Origin of the sequence: Clostridium tetanomorphum, from assembly GCF_017873215.1 — a bacterium.
Taxonomy (GTDB): Bacteria; Bacillota; Clostridia; order Clostridiales; family Clostridiaceae; genus Clostridium_AO; species Clostridium_AO tetanomorphum.
This window is the reverse complement of the sequence record NZ_JAGGKA010000004.1, coordinates 26,598-45,119: the sequence shown is the minus strand read 5'-3', so window position 1 is coordinate 45,119 and position 18,522 is coordinate 26,598. Positions and strand designations below refer to the sequence as shown.

General features: G+C 28.0%; 14 protein-coding genes. 2 read left to right on the top strand and 12 right to left on the bottom strand.

The window, feature by feature from the left end:
• Positions 1 to 36 precede the first annotated feature (36 nt).
• Positions 37 to 1,242: a methionine gamma-lyase gene (megL, locus tag J2Z24_RS04960; RefSeq protein WP_035148752.1), complete on the bottom strand. Its 1,206-nt coding sequence runs from the start codon at positions 1,240 to 1,242 to the stop codon at positions 37 to 39.
• A 397-nt stretch (positions 1,243 to 1,639) separates the two neighbouring features.
• Positions 1,640 to 3,211 carry a sigma 54-interacting transcriptional regulator gene (locus J2Z24_RS04955; RefSeq protein WP_035148750.1) on the bottom strand — a complete coding sequence of 524 codons (1,572 nt, stop codon included), beginning with the start codon at positions 3,209 to 3,211 and terminating at the stop codon, positions 1,640 to 1,642.
• 248 nt (positions 3,212 to 3,459) lie between these two features.
• Here J2Z24_RS04955 and J2Z24_RS04950 point away from each other — a divergent pair, with 248 nt between their 5' ends.
• A complete protein-coding gene (locus tag J2Z24_RS04950; RefSeq protein ID WP_035148749.1) occupies positions 3,460 to 4,374 on the top strand; it encodes a transposase in 915 nt (304 codons plus the stop codon).
• Positions 4,375 to 4,609: 235 nt separating this feature from the next.
• On the opposite strand, the gene J2Z24_RS04945 is transcribed toward J2Z24_RS04950, so the two are convergent.
• From J2Z24_RS04945 to J2Z24_RS04900, 10 genes are all read right to left on the bottom strand, one after another.
• Positions 4,610 to 4,840, bottom strand: a complete 231-nt coding sequence (locus tag J2Z24_RS04945; protein WP_035148748.1) for a DUF3892 domain-containing protein — start codon at positions 4,838 to 4,840, stop codon at positions 4,610 to 4,612.
• A 157-nt stretch (positions 4,841 to 4,997) separates the two neighbouring features.
• Positions 4,998 to 6,755 carry a helicase-related protein gene (locus J2Z24_RS04940; protein WP_035148747.1) on the bottom strand — a complete coding sequence of 586 codons (1,758 nt, stop codon included), beginning with the start codon at positions 6,753 to 6,755 and terminating at the stop codon, positions 4,998 to 5,000.
• 593 nt (positions 6,756 to 7,348) lie between these two features.
• Positions 7,349 to 8,068 carry a hypothetical protein gene (locus tag J2Z24_RS04935; protein WP_035148746.1) on the bottom strand — a complete coding sequence of 240 codons (720 nt, stop codon included), beginning with the start codon at positions 8,066 to 8,068 and terminating at the stop codon, positions 7,349 to 7,351.
• Positions 8,061 to 10,247 (bottom strand): membrane protein, encoded by a 2,187-nt coding sequence (locus J2Z24_RS04930; protein WP_035148745.1) that lies wholly within the window; start codon positions 10,245 to 10,247, stop codon positions 8,061 to 8,063. Before J2Z24_RS04930 ends, J2Z24_RS04935 begins: the two co-directional genes overlap by 8 nt.
• Positions 10,244 to 11,113 carry an ABC transporter ATP-binding protein gene (locus tag J2Z24_RS04925; protein ID WP_035148744.1) on the bottom strand — a complete coding sequence of 290 codons (870 nt, stop codon included), beginning with the start codon at positions 11,111 to 11,113 and terminating at the stop codon, positions 10,244 to 10,246. Before J2Z24_RS04925 ends, J2Z24_RS04930 begins: the two co-directional genes overlap by 4 nt.
• Positions 11,114 to 11,299: 186 nt before the next feature.
• Complete coding sequence (locus J2Z24_RS04920; protein ID WP_035148742.1) at positions 11,300 to 12,592, bottom strand: glycosyltransferase family protein; 1,293 nt, start codon at positions 12,590 to 12,592, stop codon at positions 11,300 to 11,302.
• 31 nt (positions 12,593 to 12,623) lie between these two features.
• Positions 12,624 to 14,627, bottom strand: a complete 2,004-nt coding sequence (locus J2Z24_RS04915) for an FtsX-like permease family protein (protein ID WP_035148740.1) — start codon at positions 14,625 to 14,627, stop codon at positions 12,624 to 12,626.
• On the bottom strand, positions 14,617 to 15,330 hold the full coding sequence (locus J2Z24_RS04910) for an ABC transporter ATP-binding protein (RefSeq protein WP_051593306.1): 714 nt from the start codon (positions 15,328 to 15,330) through the stop codon (positions 14,617 to 14,619). The genes J2Z24_RS04915 and J2Z24_RS04910 overlap by 11 nt, the downstream gene beginning before the upstream one ends.
• A gap of 379 nt (positions 15,331 to 15,709) precedes the next feature.
• Positions 15,710 to 16,720 (bottom strand): sensor histidine kinase, encoded by a 1,011-nt coding sequence (locus J2Z24_RS04905; RefSeq protein ID WP_035148736.1) that lies wholly within the window; start codon positions 16,718 to 16,720, stop codon positions 15,710 to 15,712.
• Positions 16,717 to 17,385 (bottom strand): response regulator transcription factor, encoded by a 669-nt coding sequence (locus tag J2Z24_RS04900; protein WP_035148734.1) that lies wholly within the window; start codon positions 17,383 to 17,385, stop codon positions 16,717 to 16,719. The genes J2Z24_RS04905 and J2Z24_RS04900 overlap by 4 nt, the downstream gene beginning before the upstream one ends.
• Positions 17,386 to 17,742: 357 nt before the next feature.
• On the opposite strand from J2Z24_RS04900, the gene J2Z24_RS04895 reads away from it, so the two are divergent.
• Positions 17,743 to 18,315 carry a beta-class carbonic anhydrase gene (locus tag J2Z24_RS04895; protein ID WP_035148732.1) on the top strand — a complete coding sequence of 191 codons (573 nt, stop codon included), beginning with the start codon at positions 17,743 to 17,745 and terminating at the stop codon, positions 18,313 to 18,315.
• The last annotated feature ends 207 nt before the right edge of the window (positions 18,316 to 18,522 follow it).

The following is an 18,522-nucleotide window of genomic DNA, read 5'->3' as shown; positions in this document are numbered from 1 at the left end:
TAAGCGATATAATTATGTTTATAGTAGTAAAGTACACTACTTCACTACTAAATCTAAAGCTCCCTTTAAGTCTTTTATTATATCTTCAGAATTTTCAAGTCCAACAGATAATCTAACTAATCCATCACTAATTCCTGCTTCTGCTCTTTCCTCACAAGTATATGGTGAGTGGGTCATTGACGCTGGATGTTGGATTAAAGTTTCTGTATCTCCTAAACTTACAGCTAAACTAGCCAATTTAACATTATTCATAACTGTTCTTCCCTCTTCAATTCCCCCATTTAATTCAAATGAAATCATAGCTCCTGGAAGCCTCATCTGTTTTTTAGCTAATTCATAATATTCAAAATTTTTAAGCCCTGGATAATATACTTTTTTAACTGCTGGATGAGCTTCTAAGAACTCTGCTACCTTAATTGCATTTTCTGAATGTCTCTGCATTCTAACTTCTAGAGTTTTCATCCCTCTTATAACTAGATATGCATCAAATGGACTTATAACTGCACCAGTCATATCCTTTAATCCAAACAATTTAACTTGATTTATAAAATCTTGTTTACCTACAGCAAAGCCTGCAAGAACGTCCCCATGTCCATTTAAATATTTAGTTGCAGAATGAAGTACTACATCAGCTCCAAGTTCCAAAGGTCTTTGTATAAACGGTGTACTAAATGTGTTGTCCACAAAAACCATACACCCAGAAATATCATGAGCTATTTTAGAAACAGCTTCAATATCTGTAACTTTTAAAGTTGGATTTGCTGGAGTTTCTAAGTACACAACTTTTGTATTAGGTCTAATAGCCTTTTTAACTTCTTCCAAACTAGATATATCCACAAAAGTAACATCTATTCCAAACCTAGTTATACCATGGTTTAAAAGTGCAAAGGTACAACCATAAAGAGTATCTGATGCAACTATATGATCTCCTGCTTTCAAGGCAGTCCATAATGCTGATGATATAGCTCCCATACCTGAAGCTGCTGCAACTGCCGCCTCTCCTCCTTCTAATAACGCAATTTTCTCTTCAAGTTCACTACTAGTTGGATTACCTAGTCTTGTATATATATACCCATTTTCCTCTAGTGCAAATCTTTTTCCTCCTTGTTCTGCTGAATCAAATATAAATGTTGAAGTTTGATATATAGGAGTTGCAAGTGAACCATATTGTTCATCCTTTTTATGCCCTCCATGTATAGCCTTAGTTCCAAATCCCATACTTGTCATAAATTCTTTATTCATAAATACATACCCCCAAATTTTATAAATTTATATCCCTATATTTATAATTCTATAAGCAATTTCTTTGCCAAATAAATTAGGAGGTAAATTAGGGGACGGTTATTTACTTTACCAGACAAAAAAACTTTTCTAAATTAAGATATCCATTATTTAAATATTAAACTTATGGGGACAGTCATTTCATATCTTTAATTTTGTAACTTTTCTCAATTCCTATTTTTTCATAATTATTTGGGACAGTTATTAACTTTCAATAAAAATTATCTATATTTTACAGCAATTATGTATAAAAAAAATTGTAAATACCTTTATAATTGAATCCATTATCAAAAATGTAATGGAAATATTTGTAACCGTTTCACCAAAATATATGTAAAAATATATTTACACTTGTAAATTATTGATTCCATTTTATTCCAAGTTTTTTTGATTTATTTATTATTGTAGTATGAGATACCCCTAAAGCTTTTGCAGTTTTTCTAAAAGTCTTATGTTTCTTTAGCGCTTTTATTATTGCTTCTTTTTCTGCTATATCTACTATATCTTTTAATTTCATATCCTCCAATCTATCAATTTTATCTATTATTTTAGGTGGATTATAAACATCTATCATAAGATGCTCTTTTCTTAAAAATCCTTGATTGCATAGATTCATAGCTCTTTCTACAACATTTTCAAGTTCTCTTATATTTCCTGGCCAATTATATTTTATAAGTTCATTGATAAACTCTAAATCTGTTCCTAAAATATTTTTACTTAATTTCTTATTTAACTTTTCTATAAAATATGTAACCAAAATAGGTATATCTTCTAAATGCTGCCTTAGTGGTGGAATATATATTGGTATAACATTTAATCTATAATATAGATCTTCTCTAAATTCGCCATTTTGAACCATATGCTCTAAATTTCTATTAGTAGCACAAATAATTCTAACATCTACCTTTTCCTCTTTATTGCAACCTATTTTTCTAATAACGCCTTCTTGCAATACTCTTAAAAGCTTAGCCTGTAATACCAAAGGAAGTTCTCCAACTTCATCTAAGAATAATGTACCATTATGAGCTTCTTTAAAAAGCCCTTCTTTTGTTGAAACTGCTCCTGTAAAACTTCCTTTTTCATAGCCAAACAATTCACTTTCAATTAAATTTTCCGGAAGTGCAGCACAATTTATTGGAATAAAACTTTTATCTTTTCTTCCACTAAGATTGTAAACTGCTTTTGCAAACAATTCTTTTCCTGTACCACTTTCTCCCCTTAAAATTATTGTTGAATTGCTCTTAGCAACTGATCTTATCATTCCTTTTACTTTTTCCATGGATAGGCTATTTCCTATAATTTCTTTAAACGCTCCATTATCTTTATCTGCATTAGATAATACATTAGCCATTTCTATAGCCTTTTTCATATCTTTTACGGAAGCCACTACTCCTATATTGTTGCCATTGTCATCCTTTACAGGTCTACCCGTTGTCAAATAATGCAATTTACCTCTACTACTCTCTATATTCACCTCAATATTGTCATACTTCTCTCCACTATTTAATAGCTCAACCATAGGTGCATCCTTCACTATATTTTTTGCATTTTGTCCAATAACATCTTCTCTTGTATAATGAAATATTTCTTCACAATAGCTGTTAAATATTTCAATTTCCATATTCTTATTTATATATATTATTCCATCATCTATAGAATCAATAATTGCCAGCAGCTTTCTTTCATGTTTTTCATGTTCTAAAAGCTCAATTTCATTTATAAAAACTACTCCATTTATATTATAAAGATCATGTTTTAATAAAAGCTTCTGGTCTTTAGTTATGTCTTTTATTTTTACATAAACTTTTTTAGGAAATACTTCTAAAGAAACAAGATTTATATTTAACTTATAAATTTTATCTAGTATCTCTAAAGTTATTCCTATTCTATCTTTAGTTATTATTTCAAATCTAAAATAATTTTTCCCCATATTACTCCTCTTTTCACATATAATGTAATTAATTTAGCAGTATTAATTTTCCATATTTTTCTAATATAATTATACTATATATTTTATTTCTTTCAAAACATAATATTAGATCCTATGATAATTATATGGGGACAGTTAATGATTAAGAACCTTAACAAAGCTGCTTAATATATTAAAGGTATATAAAGTGAATATTTATATAATATATGGAAATAATCTTTAACAAATATTAAAAAAGGAGTATTTTTATGCCTAGATGTGCTAGAATTAAATCTGAAGATTCCATATTTCATATAATTGTTAAAAGTATTAGTGAAATATTCTTATTTGAAGATGATAGTGATAAAGATATGTATATATCCTTTATGAAACATTATCAAAAAATTTATCATTTCAAAATTTATTCTTATTGTTTTATGAGTAATCATGCTCATTTTATAATAGATGCTAATGGCGCTGATATATCAAAGGTTATGCATGGAATTAATTTTAGGTTTGCTATTAATTTTAATAAGAAACATAAAAGAAATGGACATCTTTTTCAAGGTAGATTTAAGAGTAAAATAATTTATGATGATAGATATATAATTACTGCCTCTGCTTACATACACAGAAATCCATTAGATATAAAAAAATATAAACTTTCACCTGAAAAATATAAATATTCAAGTTTGCCAATATTTTTAGGACTAAAAAAAGACCCTTTTAACCTAGTAGATGAAAATTTTATATTGCAATTATTAGGTAGTAATTTAAAAGAATCTAGAAAGCGATATCTATATCTTATATATAGTGATAATAAAGTACTTGAAAAATTAATTGAATCAAAAACTGAAAATACCTATCATAATAGTAAAAGATTTATTTTAATAAGAAACTTTAATGAAAAGGAGATTGTTGACTTTGTTTCTAAAAAACTTGACATATCAATAGCTAATATTTGTATGAAAAATAATAAAAACTCAACAAAAGCTAGGGCTCTAGTTGTATTTTTGTTGAGATGTTTATCTAATTTAAGTTGCAAGGATATTTGTAAATTTTTGGGCGATATAACTCAAAGCAGGGTATCTAGTCTATGTACTGTAGGTGTAAATATTATTGAAAATGAAAAGCAATATGCCAATATAGTTTCCGACTTCGCATCTTTACATTGTGTTAAATAAAATATAATCTCAGTTATTTATATTTCCAATATTATTTTTCTAATTTTATCAAATTATCAAGTAAATTTACTCATCCGAAATTTTATAATATATACAACCTCATAATAATAAAAATAACTTTCAAAATCATTATATGGTTCGTTAAATTGTTTTATATAACACAATTTTAGACTAATTGTTTTCTTTCTAATAAAAAACTGCTAAGCGATTTTACTTAACAGTTTCCATTAAATGTTTAAAAATTCGGCAGATGATCTAAATTGTCATCTTCTTTTCCATTAGGATTACTTCTCAAAAATTCCCTTCCATTTTTAGCTTTCCCAACATTTACTCCATCAATTGCTTCATTTTTAGCCATACTAATAGCTTCTTTAATAGGATATACTGATCCATTATCTAACATTACATCAGTTATATCTCCTTCTGAATTCTTTTTAACCTTTATAATCTTATTTTTCTCTTCCATAGGTACCTCTCCTTTACTCACTTTTATGAGTTAATATTATCTTATGGAAGACTATACTAATTATTCACGAAACATTTAACCATATATTTCTAAATATATAACTTATTAACAGATTTTACACGTATTAATAAATTATCAATTGTCCCTTTGTTTTACTCTATATTTTTCTCAAAATATTATTTATGTCTTCACTTACTTTTAAGCGTTCGTTATATATCCACTCTTCATCTAATTCCAATTTAAAATTTTTTGAAAAAGAATAATAAAGATTTATTTTTTGATAGTAAAGCTCTAATTCATACAAGTCTTTAAACTTATAACTAGGTTTCGATAATTTTTTTATTTTAGCTATAAACATCTCATCCATATAATTTAAAAATACATCCATAATAACAGAATTTGTTGCATCAAATGGGATTTTCAATAGCTGCCATTGAGTTCTTTCATCAATCTTATAAGACTTTATGTTATCAAGAACTATTAAATATTCACTGACATCCATTTTCCTATAAAAGGGTGTTTTTTCTTCACTAGTGGCCCATAGTGCCAATTTTTCTTTAAGAGGTAGGTTTTTTACTCTAAGTATAGCCTCGCTAGGCCCTACAACACCTCTTTCTATAACATCATCTTCTGTATCTATCATTTCTTCTATAAAATTTTGAGTACTACCAGATGAAGCTACATAACCTATATCATATATTCCCTTTCTTCCTGCTCTTCCTGCAATTTGTTTAACTTCTTGAGAACTTAAATATCTTACCTGATCTCCATCAAACTTTTTAATATCCATAAACACTATTCTTTTTATAGGTAAATTAACTCCCATTCCTATAGCATCTGTAGTTATTAATATAGTACTTTTACCTTCTATGAATTGTTCATACTGTTTTCTCCTAACTTCTGGTGGTAAATCTCCATATATTAAGCTAGCCTTTATTCCTAAATCAGCATAATAATAGGCTAATTGAAGTACTCTCTTTTTTGAGAATACTACAAGAGCGTCCCCTTGCTTAATATCTCTGTGCGAAAAAGATTTATCTTCTATTTCAAGTGGTATATCTCTCTTATATTCTTTAAATATATAATGTTCTCCACAGTCATCAATTATATTTATAAGTAACTCTTTAGCATTTAAAGCTCCACATATATGTATTTCATTACATTTTAAACCCAAAACTGCCCTAGTCCATGCTGCTCCTCTTTGATCATCATTTATCATTTGAATTTCATCAATTATAGCTACATCATATTCTTCATTAATGTCTAATTTTTCTATAGTACATGAAATGTGGGTAGAATCTTCCACTATTATTTCCTCTTCCCCAGTTAAAAGATTACATTTAACTCCTTCTCTATTTAATTTTTCATAGTTTTCTAAAGCTAATATTCTAAGCGGGGACAGGTATACACCTTTTTTACCTTGTTTTAATCTTTCCATAGCATTATAAGTCTTCCCTGTATTAGTTTCTCCTAAATGAAGGTAAAACTTTCTATTGAACTTTCTTGTATCTTCATATTCATCCTTAGGATTAGAAGGAAATACATGTTCAAATTCTTCATATATTAATTTAGGGATATGTTTAGTTATAAGAACACTCATAATTCCCGATTTTAAATAAACATCATAATCATCTCTTATTATTTCTTCCAGTACAAAATCTGTATTATTTTTTCTATTATATCCTTCGATTAATTTTATAGATATGTAATCTAAAAGATCTAGATATCTCCCATATACTTTATTAAAGTCTCTAATATCTTCCCTTTCAAACTCCTTTAAAATCTTTAGCTTCTTTCTTACTGCTGCTTCATGATCCCATAAAGCATTTGCTTTAGTATGTCTTACTATGTCCTCTATTTGATTTATCTCATTTTTTATTTTTCTAAAATTTCTTTCTATGTTTCTTTTTTTCATAATCGTTCCTCCTAAAGTAGGATTTATCCAATTACTACCTACTCTAATACTTCCATCTTCTTCAAAGTTAGAGCAAAGAGCGGCTATGTCCCCGGATAACGATTTCTAAGCTTCAGTAGGAGTAAAAACTCCTTCTCAAGCCAAGAATTCTGTTTATTTAATTATACCTCTATTATAGTATTATTAGCAAAAGTTCACTTTTAATTATACAAAAATAATTGTTTAATTTTTAGTTTGCATACTGAATATTAGTATTATTATGTCCTTATAAGAATTATGGATTCCTTTAACTATCTAATTTTTTCTTCTTCTACTTAATACCTTTTCTCATATTTTCATGTCCCATATACAAATCCATACCACACATGCAAATTCATAAAATCGTATTCATTTCCATTATCTTCTATACTAATAAAGTTTAGCCCCTATCCTGTTTAAATGTCCCTTATTGTGCTACCTATTATATTAATAATATTTATCCTCCATTCTGTTTAAATGTCCCCTATTATATACCCTATTATATATTATAATTTCTAAAGAAAAGGCAAAATGGAAAGGAGTTGCACAGTGCAATCCTTTTCCATTTTAGTAATTTAACTGTTGTTTTTCTTTTTAGGAATACTAGCTATAAACATCATTGCAATACCAAGCAATCCATAAATAAATTTTCCTATTAGTACAGTTGTAGGTATAAAGAAAGCTGGTTCCACTGTACCAAGGTGTATTGGATAGTTTGTAAAAAAATTAACTCCAAACAAATCAAATGCATATGGTAGTGGAAAATAGTTAATCAATATTATCACTACTATCAATACAAAAATTATTGCTTGATGGCATTGCCCTCCAAGCATTCCTGCTCCAAACACAAACAGCATAGACGTCAATAGTGTTATGACTGTAGGTAATGCAAGGCTTCCGAAATTAGTGAAATGAAAGTTTGCTCCATAGAACCATAAGCTATATACAATAGGCACAGCAAAAATTAAACTAAAAGCCACCATAATTGCTCCACATCGTAACATCTGAAACCTCAATGGATCAATAGGTGTTGCTTTAGTTAACGCCTGTACACTCTTTTCTTGTTTTGAATAAAGAAAAGATATAAAAAAGAGTAAAGCAACAAGTAGAATTGGTAGAACTTTAGCAAGATACGCTCCATAGCTCCAGCCTGAGAACGGAGCAGTATTTGCAACACCAAGTATAATATCTTTGCACATGACTTGTCGGCTGTAAAGAATAGAAATAATCAAAAGGCTTAGGAAAAATTTATTCACAAGTAGTCTTTTAAGTTCATATTTAAATAATCTACTCAATTTTTAATTCCTCCTCTCTCAGCCCACAGGCATCCAAGAAATTTTGCCATGTAATAACTTTTGTTTTTGGTATATTTTTATATAGATTAGCTAGAATCTTATCCATATTAGCTTCACCACCAACCAATTCAGTAGCTTTCAAAATTTGAAGAGGCATTTTTTGATATAAGTTAGTGGCGCGGTTAATTCCCTGAATATGAGCAATATATTTTTCTGGTAACATATCTAAATATTCTGGATGTCGATTATAAAAATTATTATTTTGATCTTTCACACCCTTCTTCCATTTGTCCACATAATTTTTTTCAGCATATTCTTCTCCATATTTTTCTTTTGCTATTCGATAAGTGGTATAAACCGTAAGCCCTTCACTTGTCCAAGCTTTATTTGTACTATCCTGAATATACTTCCAACTCATCCATTGATGAACAATCTCATGAGACAATACTTCAGCATTAGATGCTCCAATTAGTTTATTATTTAAATTACTATAACTAAACACTGTTTCCTCCATAATACTAAAATTTGTGTACGCTCTTCCACCAAAATAAAATACCGTCCCTTGTAATATTTTAAGCGGAAAATTTCCAGACACATTATACAACTTACCATACTTAGCATTACAATAATCAATAGTATCCTTAATCATTTTTTCATTACTCATATTTTTCATAGTATCCTCATGTTTACGACTATAGTAAAATTCTATTGGTACACCTCTGCTGTCTAACTTTTTCATAACATAGTCACCTGCTATTAAATTAAAAGAATTTCCAATATTATGAACAAGCCAAGTTTTACTATTTCCATCTTTAGAGATTAATTTTACCGTGTCCCCTGTCACAATTGGTACGAGATTAGCAGACATAGTAAATCTTCCTGTGACTTTAGTACCCTGTTTGCTATCTTCTACTTTAAGAATCGGACAAATTTCCTTATTATTCAAGTCAATATATTTATCACTGATATTAGTTGAAAATAGAATATCACCAAACATTTTATGAATTTTAGGTACACCGCTATATTCTATAGTAAGCTTAATCTTCTCATCATTAGGTACAGTGAATTCAATGTTACTTTTATTATTCATAGCTTTAAATACAATCTCTTTTCCATTTGCCATGATGTTGTGAACAGTATATCCCGAATTTATAATAAGTGTACATTTCTGTATATCACCGCTCACATTCTGCAATGAATACACTGCCTTTCCTAAAAGGCTCCCTTTATTAGTATCAAAGGATATTTCCAAATCCGTGTTTAACAGCTTAATATATTTATTATTGTCAATTTCACCTATTTTCATTTTAAGTCGAAGTGGAGTTTGATCAATATAAGGTTGATTTATATAAGCATAACACCCACTACCAATTAATATTATAGCCAGTATAGGTATATGCACTTTCCTAAAATTATGTAAAATAGAACCAAGCAAACCTTTGCCATAGCAACGAACACATAACAATGTAGTTATCCACAATCCACCAAGAATCAAAAACCAAAAAATTCTGTTGTGCTTCATCAAACGAAATACCATATCATTACTAAAATCATCTGAAAGTGAGGGAATAGGTGGGTTAATCCAGCGTAGAATATTATTGTAAGAAATAAATGGGCTAAAACTAATCAAGCTAAATACGATAAATGCTATAATACTGAGATCTACACGACAAAAAACCTGATAAAATGCGGAAGCTGCTAAAATTGCCAACAACACAGAAGGTAGCATAAATAAGAAGAAACTATTCAAATAAGTGTATACATCAAAGGTATTTCCTATTTTCATAGCTGTATATGAAAAATATAACACTGCTGTAAGAATAACACTAACAATTGCTACTATTTCTATAGAAATTAATCTCACCATATTCATTATCAATGGCGATACAATACTATCTGTTAATGCCACAGTCTGATATTTACGAACCCTATCGAATTCTAGTAAGGTTAACAGTGCAAATAAAACTGCTCCTCCCAGTGCCCCAGCAATGCACGGATTTGCAATTAAATTACCAGATACGGTTTCAGCAAACATATTTTCATTCAACTTCTCAAGTATAGTTTGATTTAACTTATATCCAGCCATTGGACAGAGTATAGTCAGTATTATAATCATATAAACAACTTTTGAGTGAAAAACACGATTCAATTCTACTCTTAAATAAGAAAAGAAATTCATGGTTTAATCACCTCATCACCCATAATCAAATACATATAAGCATCTTCAAGTGTAGGTTCCACAGCTTGTGCAAAAGCTGGAAGCTTTTCTGCTACAATACGGCAATAAATACCTCGTGCTGTATTAACTCTAGCTGTTATCTGATATTTTTGTTCAACTCTTTCCCATAAGCTTTCTTTAAATATCCCAACATGGTTGTGAGCCAATGCAATTAATTTTTCTGGTGTACCGTTAAATAAAATTTCACCCTGATTAATAACTATCAATCTATCACATACTGATTGCACATCCTCAATTATATGTGTGGACAATAATACAATCTTATGCTGTGCAGCTTGAGAAAATAAATTGCGAAAATTAATACGTTCCTCTGGATCAAGTCCAACAGTAGGTTCATCAAAAATAAGTAATTCTGGGTTGCCCATAAGCGCTTGAGCAATACCTACACGTTGCCTTTGACCTCCAGACAAAGTTGAAATACGAGTTTTTCGTTTATCAAAGAGATTGGTTTTTTCTAAAACCTTATCAATAGCCTTATTCCTATCTTTTATTCCTTTCAGTGCTGCCATATAATCGAGAAACTGCCACACATTAAGTTCATCATAAAGTCCAAAGGATTGTGGCAAGTATCCCAAGTTAGATTTTAGCTTTTTTTCATTTTTCAACAAAGGCTCATTATCTATGAAAATTTTCCCACCAGTTGGTAATAGTTCTGCTACCAATAACTTCATAAAGGTTGACTTTCCCGCTCCATTAGGACCCAAAAGTCCAATTAGACTAGGACTTTCCATTTCCAGAGAAATATCCTGTAATGCCTTTTTTCCCTTTGGGTAGATCATATTTAAATTTTCAACTGAAATCTTCATAATATTATTATCCTTTCTTTTAAAATAATGTTAAATTATTACATGAATTTCAAAATTCATTATTCCTCAAGAACTACAGAGTTTCTTATATTAAACACTTCTACCTCTACATTTACATTAACTTCAACTTAACACTAATATTATTTACTTTGTTTCACTACAACAATATTTTTACGTGCAATTTTACTAAGTATCCTTATTAGAGATCTCAGATTGATTTTTAATATATTTCTGAGTAAAAATTTTTTTATATACTAAAACCTCTATAAAATTATAAAAGCAATATACCATTATAAATATTTCTGGAAAAGCATATCTTCCTTGTCCTTCTGTTATAAAATATACACATGTAAACATATAAAACAATATTACGTTATATAATGTATATTCATTCAAAAGATGTGTTTTTCTTTTAAATATACACCCTAAAGTTACCACACTATAAATCAATATATATATTATAGCTGGCACGAAAATTATGTTTCTAATATTATTAGTAATAGAAAATATAATAGGTTTAGCAGCATCACTTATCTGACTTCCATAGGTACTGTAACATACATCATCCCCCCAAAAATATACATTTACTAATCTTTTCAAGCCTAATTTTATAAACTCAATTGGATGAGATTTAATCCATGCTTTAGCTGCAGCACTTAACATCTTATTTTTTTGTGTCATATTAGCTGATTTATATTCTTCTGTTTTTACAATAGAATTTTCTACTTCATCTGCTGGCATCCATCTTCCCATTTTATTTTGAGAATTATTATTTATATATAAAACAATTCCTCCATTGTTAGATACATAAGTAAGCTGTCCTACTAGCTTTGTATTTCTATATATCCATGGTGATATAGTAATAGTACAAACTACTAGGACTATTAATGAATTTTTTATAGAGCTTATAATTTTTTTCTCTATTAATAATTCCAATAAAAATACAGCAAAAAAATATACAATAAAAAAAGTTTTTACTATTGTGTTTAATCCTACAAGTATCCCTATATATACATACTTATATCTAATATCACTAAAATATATAAAAGTAATAAAAATAAGTATATTAGTAAATAATATCTCTGTGCCAACTATACTATTATAAAATATGTTATTAGGCATAAGAACAAATAGCGTAAATATTATTTTTCTATCTCTTTCTTTTAAGTTCACTCTTTTTATAACTCCATAAAATAGCACATAGGTTCCAAAAGTTAAAAGCAAATTAAATATTTTAGCTTTAAGTAAACCAGCTCCAAATATCTTAAACACTCCACCTAAAAGTATGCTATATCCTACAGATGTATATGTATCTCCCCAAGGAAGTCCATTTGCTATATCCACTGCCAATCTATAATAGTAATCAAAATCTGAAAATGGTTGTGTATCTACAATTAATGTCCATAATACGGATAATATCATTCCTAGCGCTATTATAATTTTATAATAGATGTTATTCTTTAAAATAAATTTCTTCATATACAACTAGTCCTTTCTACTATTGTTACTCTTATTTCACCATCTTCTTAGTTCCAATATAAGTAGCCAAAAAATATCCTCCATAGATTATAATGAAAATAAGTGTGGTTATTAAAAGCTGCTCTGTAATGTTACCTGTTCCAAAAAAATTCACTATTATTTTAGCTACTTTTAGTCCAACAATAGAGTGAATTAATGCTAAAGATAGTGGCAATATAAAATAAATTGATACTTGTGCTAATATTGTTTTATTTATCATTTCATCATCTACACCTATTTTTCTAAGAAGATTATATCTGTGAATATTATCTGCTAAGCTGGACAACTGCTGAAGAGCTAATATTACTGCTGATGTTATTAAAAATATCACCCCTACATAAAGAGCCAAATAGGAAACCATTCCCCCTAACCCAGAAGCTGTTGGTCTCAAATCATCTTTGGTTATAGGTATACAAGTTATTCCATTTGTCTTGCTTTCATCTAATGAGGGTATATGTCTTAAAAACTCCTCCTTCATCTTAGCTTTATCACCCTTAAAATTAAGATTTAGAAAACCAATAGCTGGCATTAACCCCTCTGCTACCTCATCCCTTACTATAAATGTACAAAAATTAACTTTATTAAAACCATTACTTATAGTAACTTCTATAACAGGATTTTTTGAAGGTATTAACTCTTGTCCATTAACTTTAATTTTTGTTTTTTTACCCATGGTCTTCTGTATAGGAGATAGTAATCCATTTACATCTCCAAAGACTCCATACTCTCCATTATTTAAAGTTATAGTTTCTTTTTTAGAAAATTTCATAATACTATTAAAATCAGATAACTTCATTATTGGAATTGTAGTATTTTGTGCAACATCCTTATATGATTTATATTTCTCTCCTTCATTCCTGCCAAGATAAGTCTTAATCCCTAGCTCCTCTTCTCTATTTTCACTATAATACTGATAATAAGTAACATAATTGTCTGTATAGTGATGTAGATTTATATTGTTTTCTAAAAATTTATCCATTGGTAATTTACTACTGTAAAGTAAAGTAACATCATATTGTGATAAATCATCTATATTTTTATTTAAAGTGTTGCTAATACTAAATCCACCTGATAACATACATATAGACATAAACAACATTAAACATATAAGTGACATGGATACAAAAGTAGTGTTTATCTTGCTACTTATTTGCCTTAATAAAAACATATTTAATTCTTTTAAATAAACTTTTTTATTATTTTGAACTACTCTTAATAAAACTCCAGATAGAGAGAAAAAAAATAGAAATGTTCCAATTACACATAATATTATAGGTATACTAATAGTTAGGTCTACAAATATTATTTTTGAATTTTTATGTAAAATTATTAAATAAGCTGCAACTATAAAAATGCTTCCAGTAATAAAAATTATTATTAAAGTTTTTAAACTATTTACTTTTATCTTTTCATTTTTTCTTCCATCTGTTAATAAGTCAATAAGTTCTAAATCTTTTATAGTTTTAGTATTAAATAAAAATACAATTATGTACATTACTGCAAAATAAACTATGGTTTTTATAAAGGCACTACTAGAAAATGTAAATTTAAAACTTTGCATTTCCAAATGAAATAATTTTGCTGTGAAAATTGACATTCCCTGAGATAAAAATATTCCTAAAAATAACCCTACACCTAAAGAAAGTACTCCTATTAAAATAGTTTCAATCAATAACATATTTGATATTTCTTTATCTTCCATGCCTAAAGTTAAATAAATACCAAATTCTTTTTTTCTAAGTTTTATAAGGTAATTATTGGCATATATTGTTAAGAAACCAAGTATGCATGCTATAAATATAGATACTATTCCCATTAACTTATCTATTCTTTCAAAGTTACGAACATCATATTCATTAAGCTTCATCATAATCTTTTGTGAACCAATAGAATTAAATGTATAAAATATACATATCCCAAATACTAACGTTACAAAATATATAGTATAATCCTTTAAACTTCTTTTCATATTTCCTTTAGCTAACTTAATATACATCCCTTAGGTCCCCTCCCAAAAGAGATACTACTTCTATAATCCTATTGAAAAATTCCTTTCTAGAATCATTTCCTCTTATGATCTCATTAAATATCTTACCATCCTTAATAAATAGTATTCTTTTTGCATAACTAGCTGAGAAGGGGTCATGTGTTACCATAATTATTGTGGCATTCTTAGTTCTGTTTAAACCTTCTAAACTTTCAAGAAGGATTTTGGCTCCTTTAGAATCTAAAGCTCCTGTTGGCTCATCAGCCAATATTAAAGAAGGATTTGTTATAATGGCTCTAGCTGCTGCCACTCTTTGCCTCTCTCCTCCAGATATTTCATATGGGTACTTATTTAAAATGTCTGTTATATTTAATGTTTCAGCAATCTCTTTTACTTTTGTATCAATAATTTTACTATCTGTTTTTATTATGCTAAGTGCTAATGCTATATTTTCATAGGCTGTTAAAGTATCTAAAAGGTTAAAGTCTTGAAATATAAATCCTAGTTTTTCTCTTCTAAACTCAGCTATTTTCTTTTTATTTAATTCAGTTATATCCTTGCCATCTATACTAATATGACCACCAGTCACCCTATCTATTGTTGAAATGCAATTTAATAATGTGGTTTTCCCACTACCTGATGGTCCCATAATACCTATAAATTCTTCCTGATTAACTTCAAAACTTATATTATTAATTGCTTTTGTTATCATACCTTTACTACCATAATATTTTTGTATATTTTCAACCTTTAATATTGCTTTATTCACAATTTCCTCCTTGCAAATATATACCTGTTACACGTTTAAGTACCCGTATATGTATATATTAATTTTTTTTATTAATTTAAACCATAGAATAACACAACATAAAACTAACAATTTTGTCACTAATACATGTTAAAAAGGATAACTAATCCGTTAGCCAAGAATGCTAGTATAGTTTTCCACATGGTTGAGCTAGTAAAAAATAACTAGTCAATATAATAATATCAACTAGTTATTTTTAATTCTATTAATTTCAACTTAAATAAGCTGTTATACAAAGGCTTTGCTGCTCTTAGAGCTATATCTTTACTCTAATTCCAATTTATTAAAATGTATGCATATTATTTTTGGGGAATAATATAGATACTGTGGTTCCTATACCCTCTTTAGAAGTTATATTAATACCTAAACCTAAACTATCACAAAGCTTTTTGCTTAAATAAAGGCCAAATCCCGTAGATTCTCTAAACTTTCTGCCATTCTCTCCAGTAAAACCTTTATTAAATATGGTGACTAATGATTTTTCGCTTATACCAATGCCTGTATCACTTATATCTAGAATTACTTCTCTATTATTATTTTTACATTTAAATGTAATTTCACCTTCAGCTTTTTCTATATATTTAATAGAATTACTTACTATTTGATGTAAAATAAATTCAATCCACTTTTTATCGCAAAAAATAAATTCATTACATTCTATAATCTTAATTCTTATATTTTTATCAATAAGTGTATTAGAATTTCTAATAACTACATTATTAATACAATTCTTAATATTTAACTTTCTAATTATATAATCTCTATCAACCTGACTGCTTTTACTATAAAAAAGAGACTGATCTATATAATTTTCTACTCTCTCTATTTCCTTTAAAATATTAGAAATTACATTAGATTTATTATTATCAATAATTAATTTAACAGCTGCTATGGGTGTCTTTACTTCATGTATCCACATTTCTATGTATTCTTTGTACTCATGCTTGTCACTTACAAACTTTCCTATCTCATCATTCATAGATTTATTAGTTTGAGTTAAAATATCATAAAAAATTTTACTTTCTAAAAAATCTCCTTCAGAAATAAGCTCTGAAATCAAATATTTCTTATCTAATGAATCTAAATTTTCATACACTTTTTTATAATATTTATTTTTAATAATGTAGTCATAGAAATAAAAACTTATAAATGCTATAAAGTTTAAAATTACTATAAAAATAATAGCATATGTATCAACACTTAAAGCCTTTAAAATCATGGATGTAAATATTAATACAATAACTTTAATTAGAATAAAAATATATTTATCCTTAAAATATTCTCTTATTCTCATATTAAAATATATCCTTGTCCACGTTTAGTTTGAATGTAATCCACTGCTCCAATATCTTCTAGCTTTTTTCTAAGTCTATTAACATTAACAGTAAGGGTATTGTCATCAACAAACTCTGCTTCTTGCCATAAACATTTCATAATCTCATCTCTTGACACAATTTTTCCATTATTATTTATCAATATATGTAAAATTTTACTCTCATTTTTTGTAAGCTCTGCTTTATTATTATTAAACTCTACCTCACTAGCAGCCATGTTATAAACAATTCCTCTACATGTTAAAAAGTCACCTTTTCCATTACCATATGTTCTTTTTAATACAGCAGTAATTCTAGCCAATAAAATTTGTAGATTATAAGGTTTAGTTATAAAATCATCAGCTCCTAGATTTATACTCATAAGTTCGTCTAACTCATCATCTCTACTAGTAACTACTATAATTGGCACCTGTGACACCTTCCTAATTTCCCTACATATATAATAACCATCAAAGTGTGGTAAATTAATGTCTAATAAAACAATATCTGGTTTTTCGCTTATAGTCTCTTCTATTATATTTTGAAAATTCGTTGAAAAACAACAATTATATCCATATCTATTAAGAAATGTACAGAGCTCATTCCTTATTGTAAAATCATCTTCTATAATAAATACTTTTTCCATAATACACCTCACCTACACATTATACTACTTAATAAAATAATGTAATTCTTAATCCCCTTCAATATTTCAATAAAGTACAACCAATTGTTTTCTACCGCCTCATCTTTGATAGATTTCTTTTTAATAAAAGTCTTTAAGACTATTATGCCTATATTATAACACCAAATTTAATTATTACTAATTAAAACTTGACACACCAATTAATAAAATCACTTACACCAAATCAATTATTTTCACAAAATATTTACAATTTAATAATATATTAAATCATTTAGTAATTTACAAAGTTTCATTCCTTGTATAAAATAAATCTTACTGATAGATAATTTTTAAAATAAATTTAAAGGAGATTTTTATATGAACAAACTTGAAGAAATATTATCATTCAATAAATCATTTGTAAAAAATAAAGAATACGAAAAGTATGCAGCAACAAAATATCCATATAAGAAAATGGTTATATTCTCTTGCATGGATACTAGATTAACAGAACTTCTACCTAGAGCCCTAAATCTAAAAAATGGTGATGCAAAAATAATTAAAAATGCTGGAGCAGTAATTACCCATCCTTTTGGAAGTATCATGAGAAGCATTTTAGTAGCAATTTATGAATTAAATGCTGAAGAAGTCTTTGTAATAGGCCATCATGGTTGCGGTATGAGTAATATTGATACAACTAAAACTTTGGAAAAGATTACACAAAGAGGCATATCACAAGATACCTTAGTAACTCTTGAAAATTCAGGCATTGATTTAAAAAATTGGTTTCATGGTTTCGATTGTGTAACTGATTCTGTTAAGAAAAGTGTTTCCATGATCAAAAATCATCCATTAATGCCCAAAGATGTTTTTGTGCATGGTCTTGTAATAGATCCTGAAACAGGAAAACTAGATGTTATTGTAGATGGATACAACAGAAACAACATCTAATTTTTCCAAATAATAGAGATGGGATTCTTAATAAAAGATCTCATATTTATTTCTTTTTACTATATAACTGTCCCCATAAATCGCTAAACACTATATGACTGTCCCCCAGAAAACACATAGTTTATTACTTTAATATTGTAAGACTGTCCCTAAAAGTATAAAAGTACTAAAATTATAAATGTACCAAGAATATCTCTCTAAAAGTGC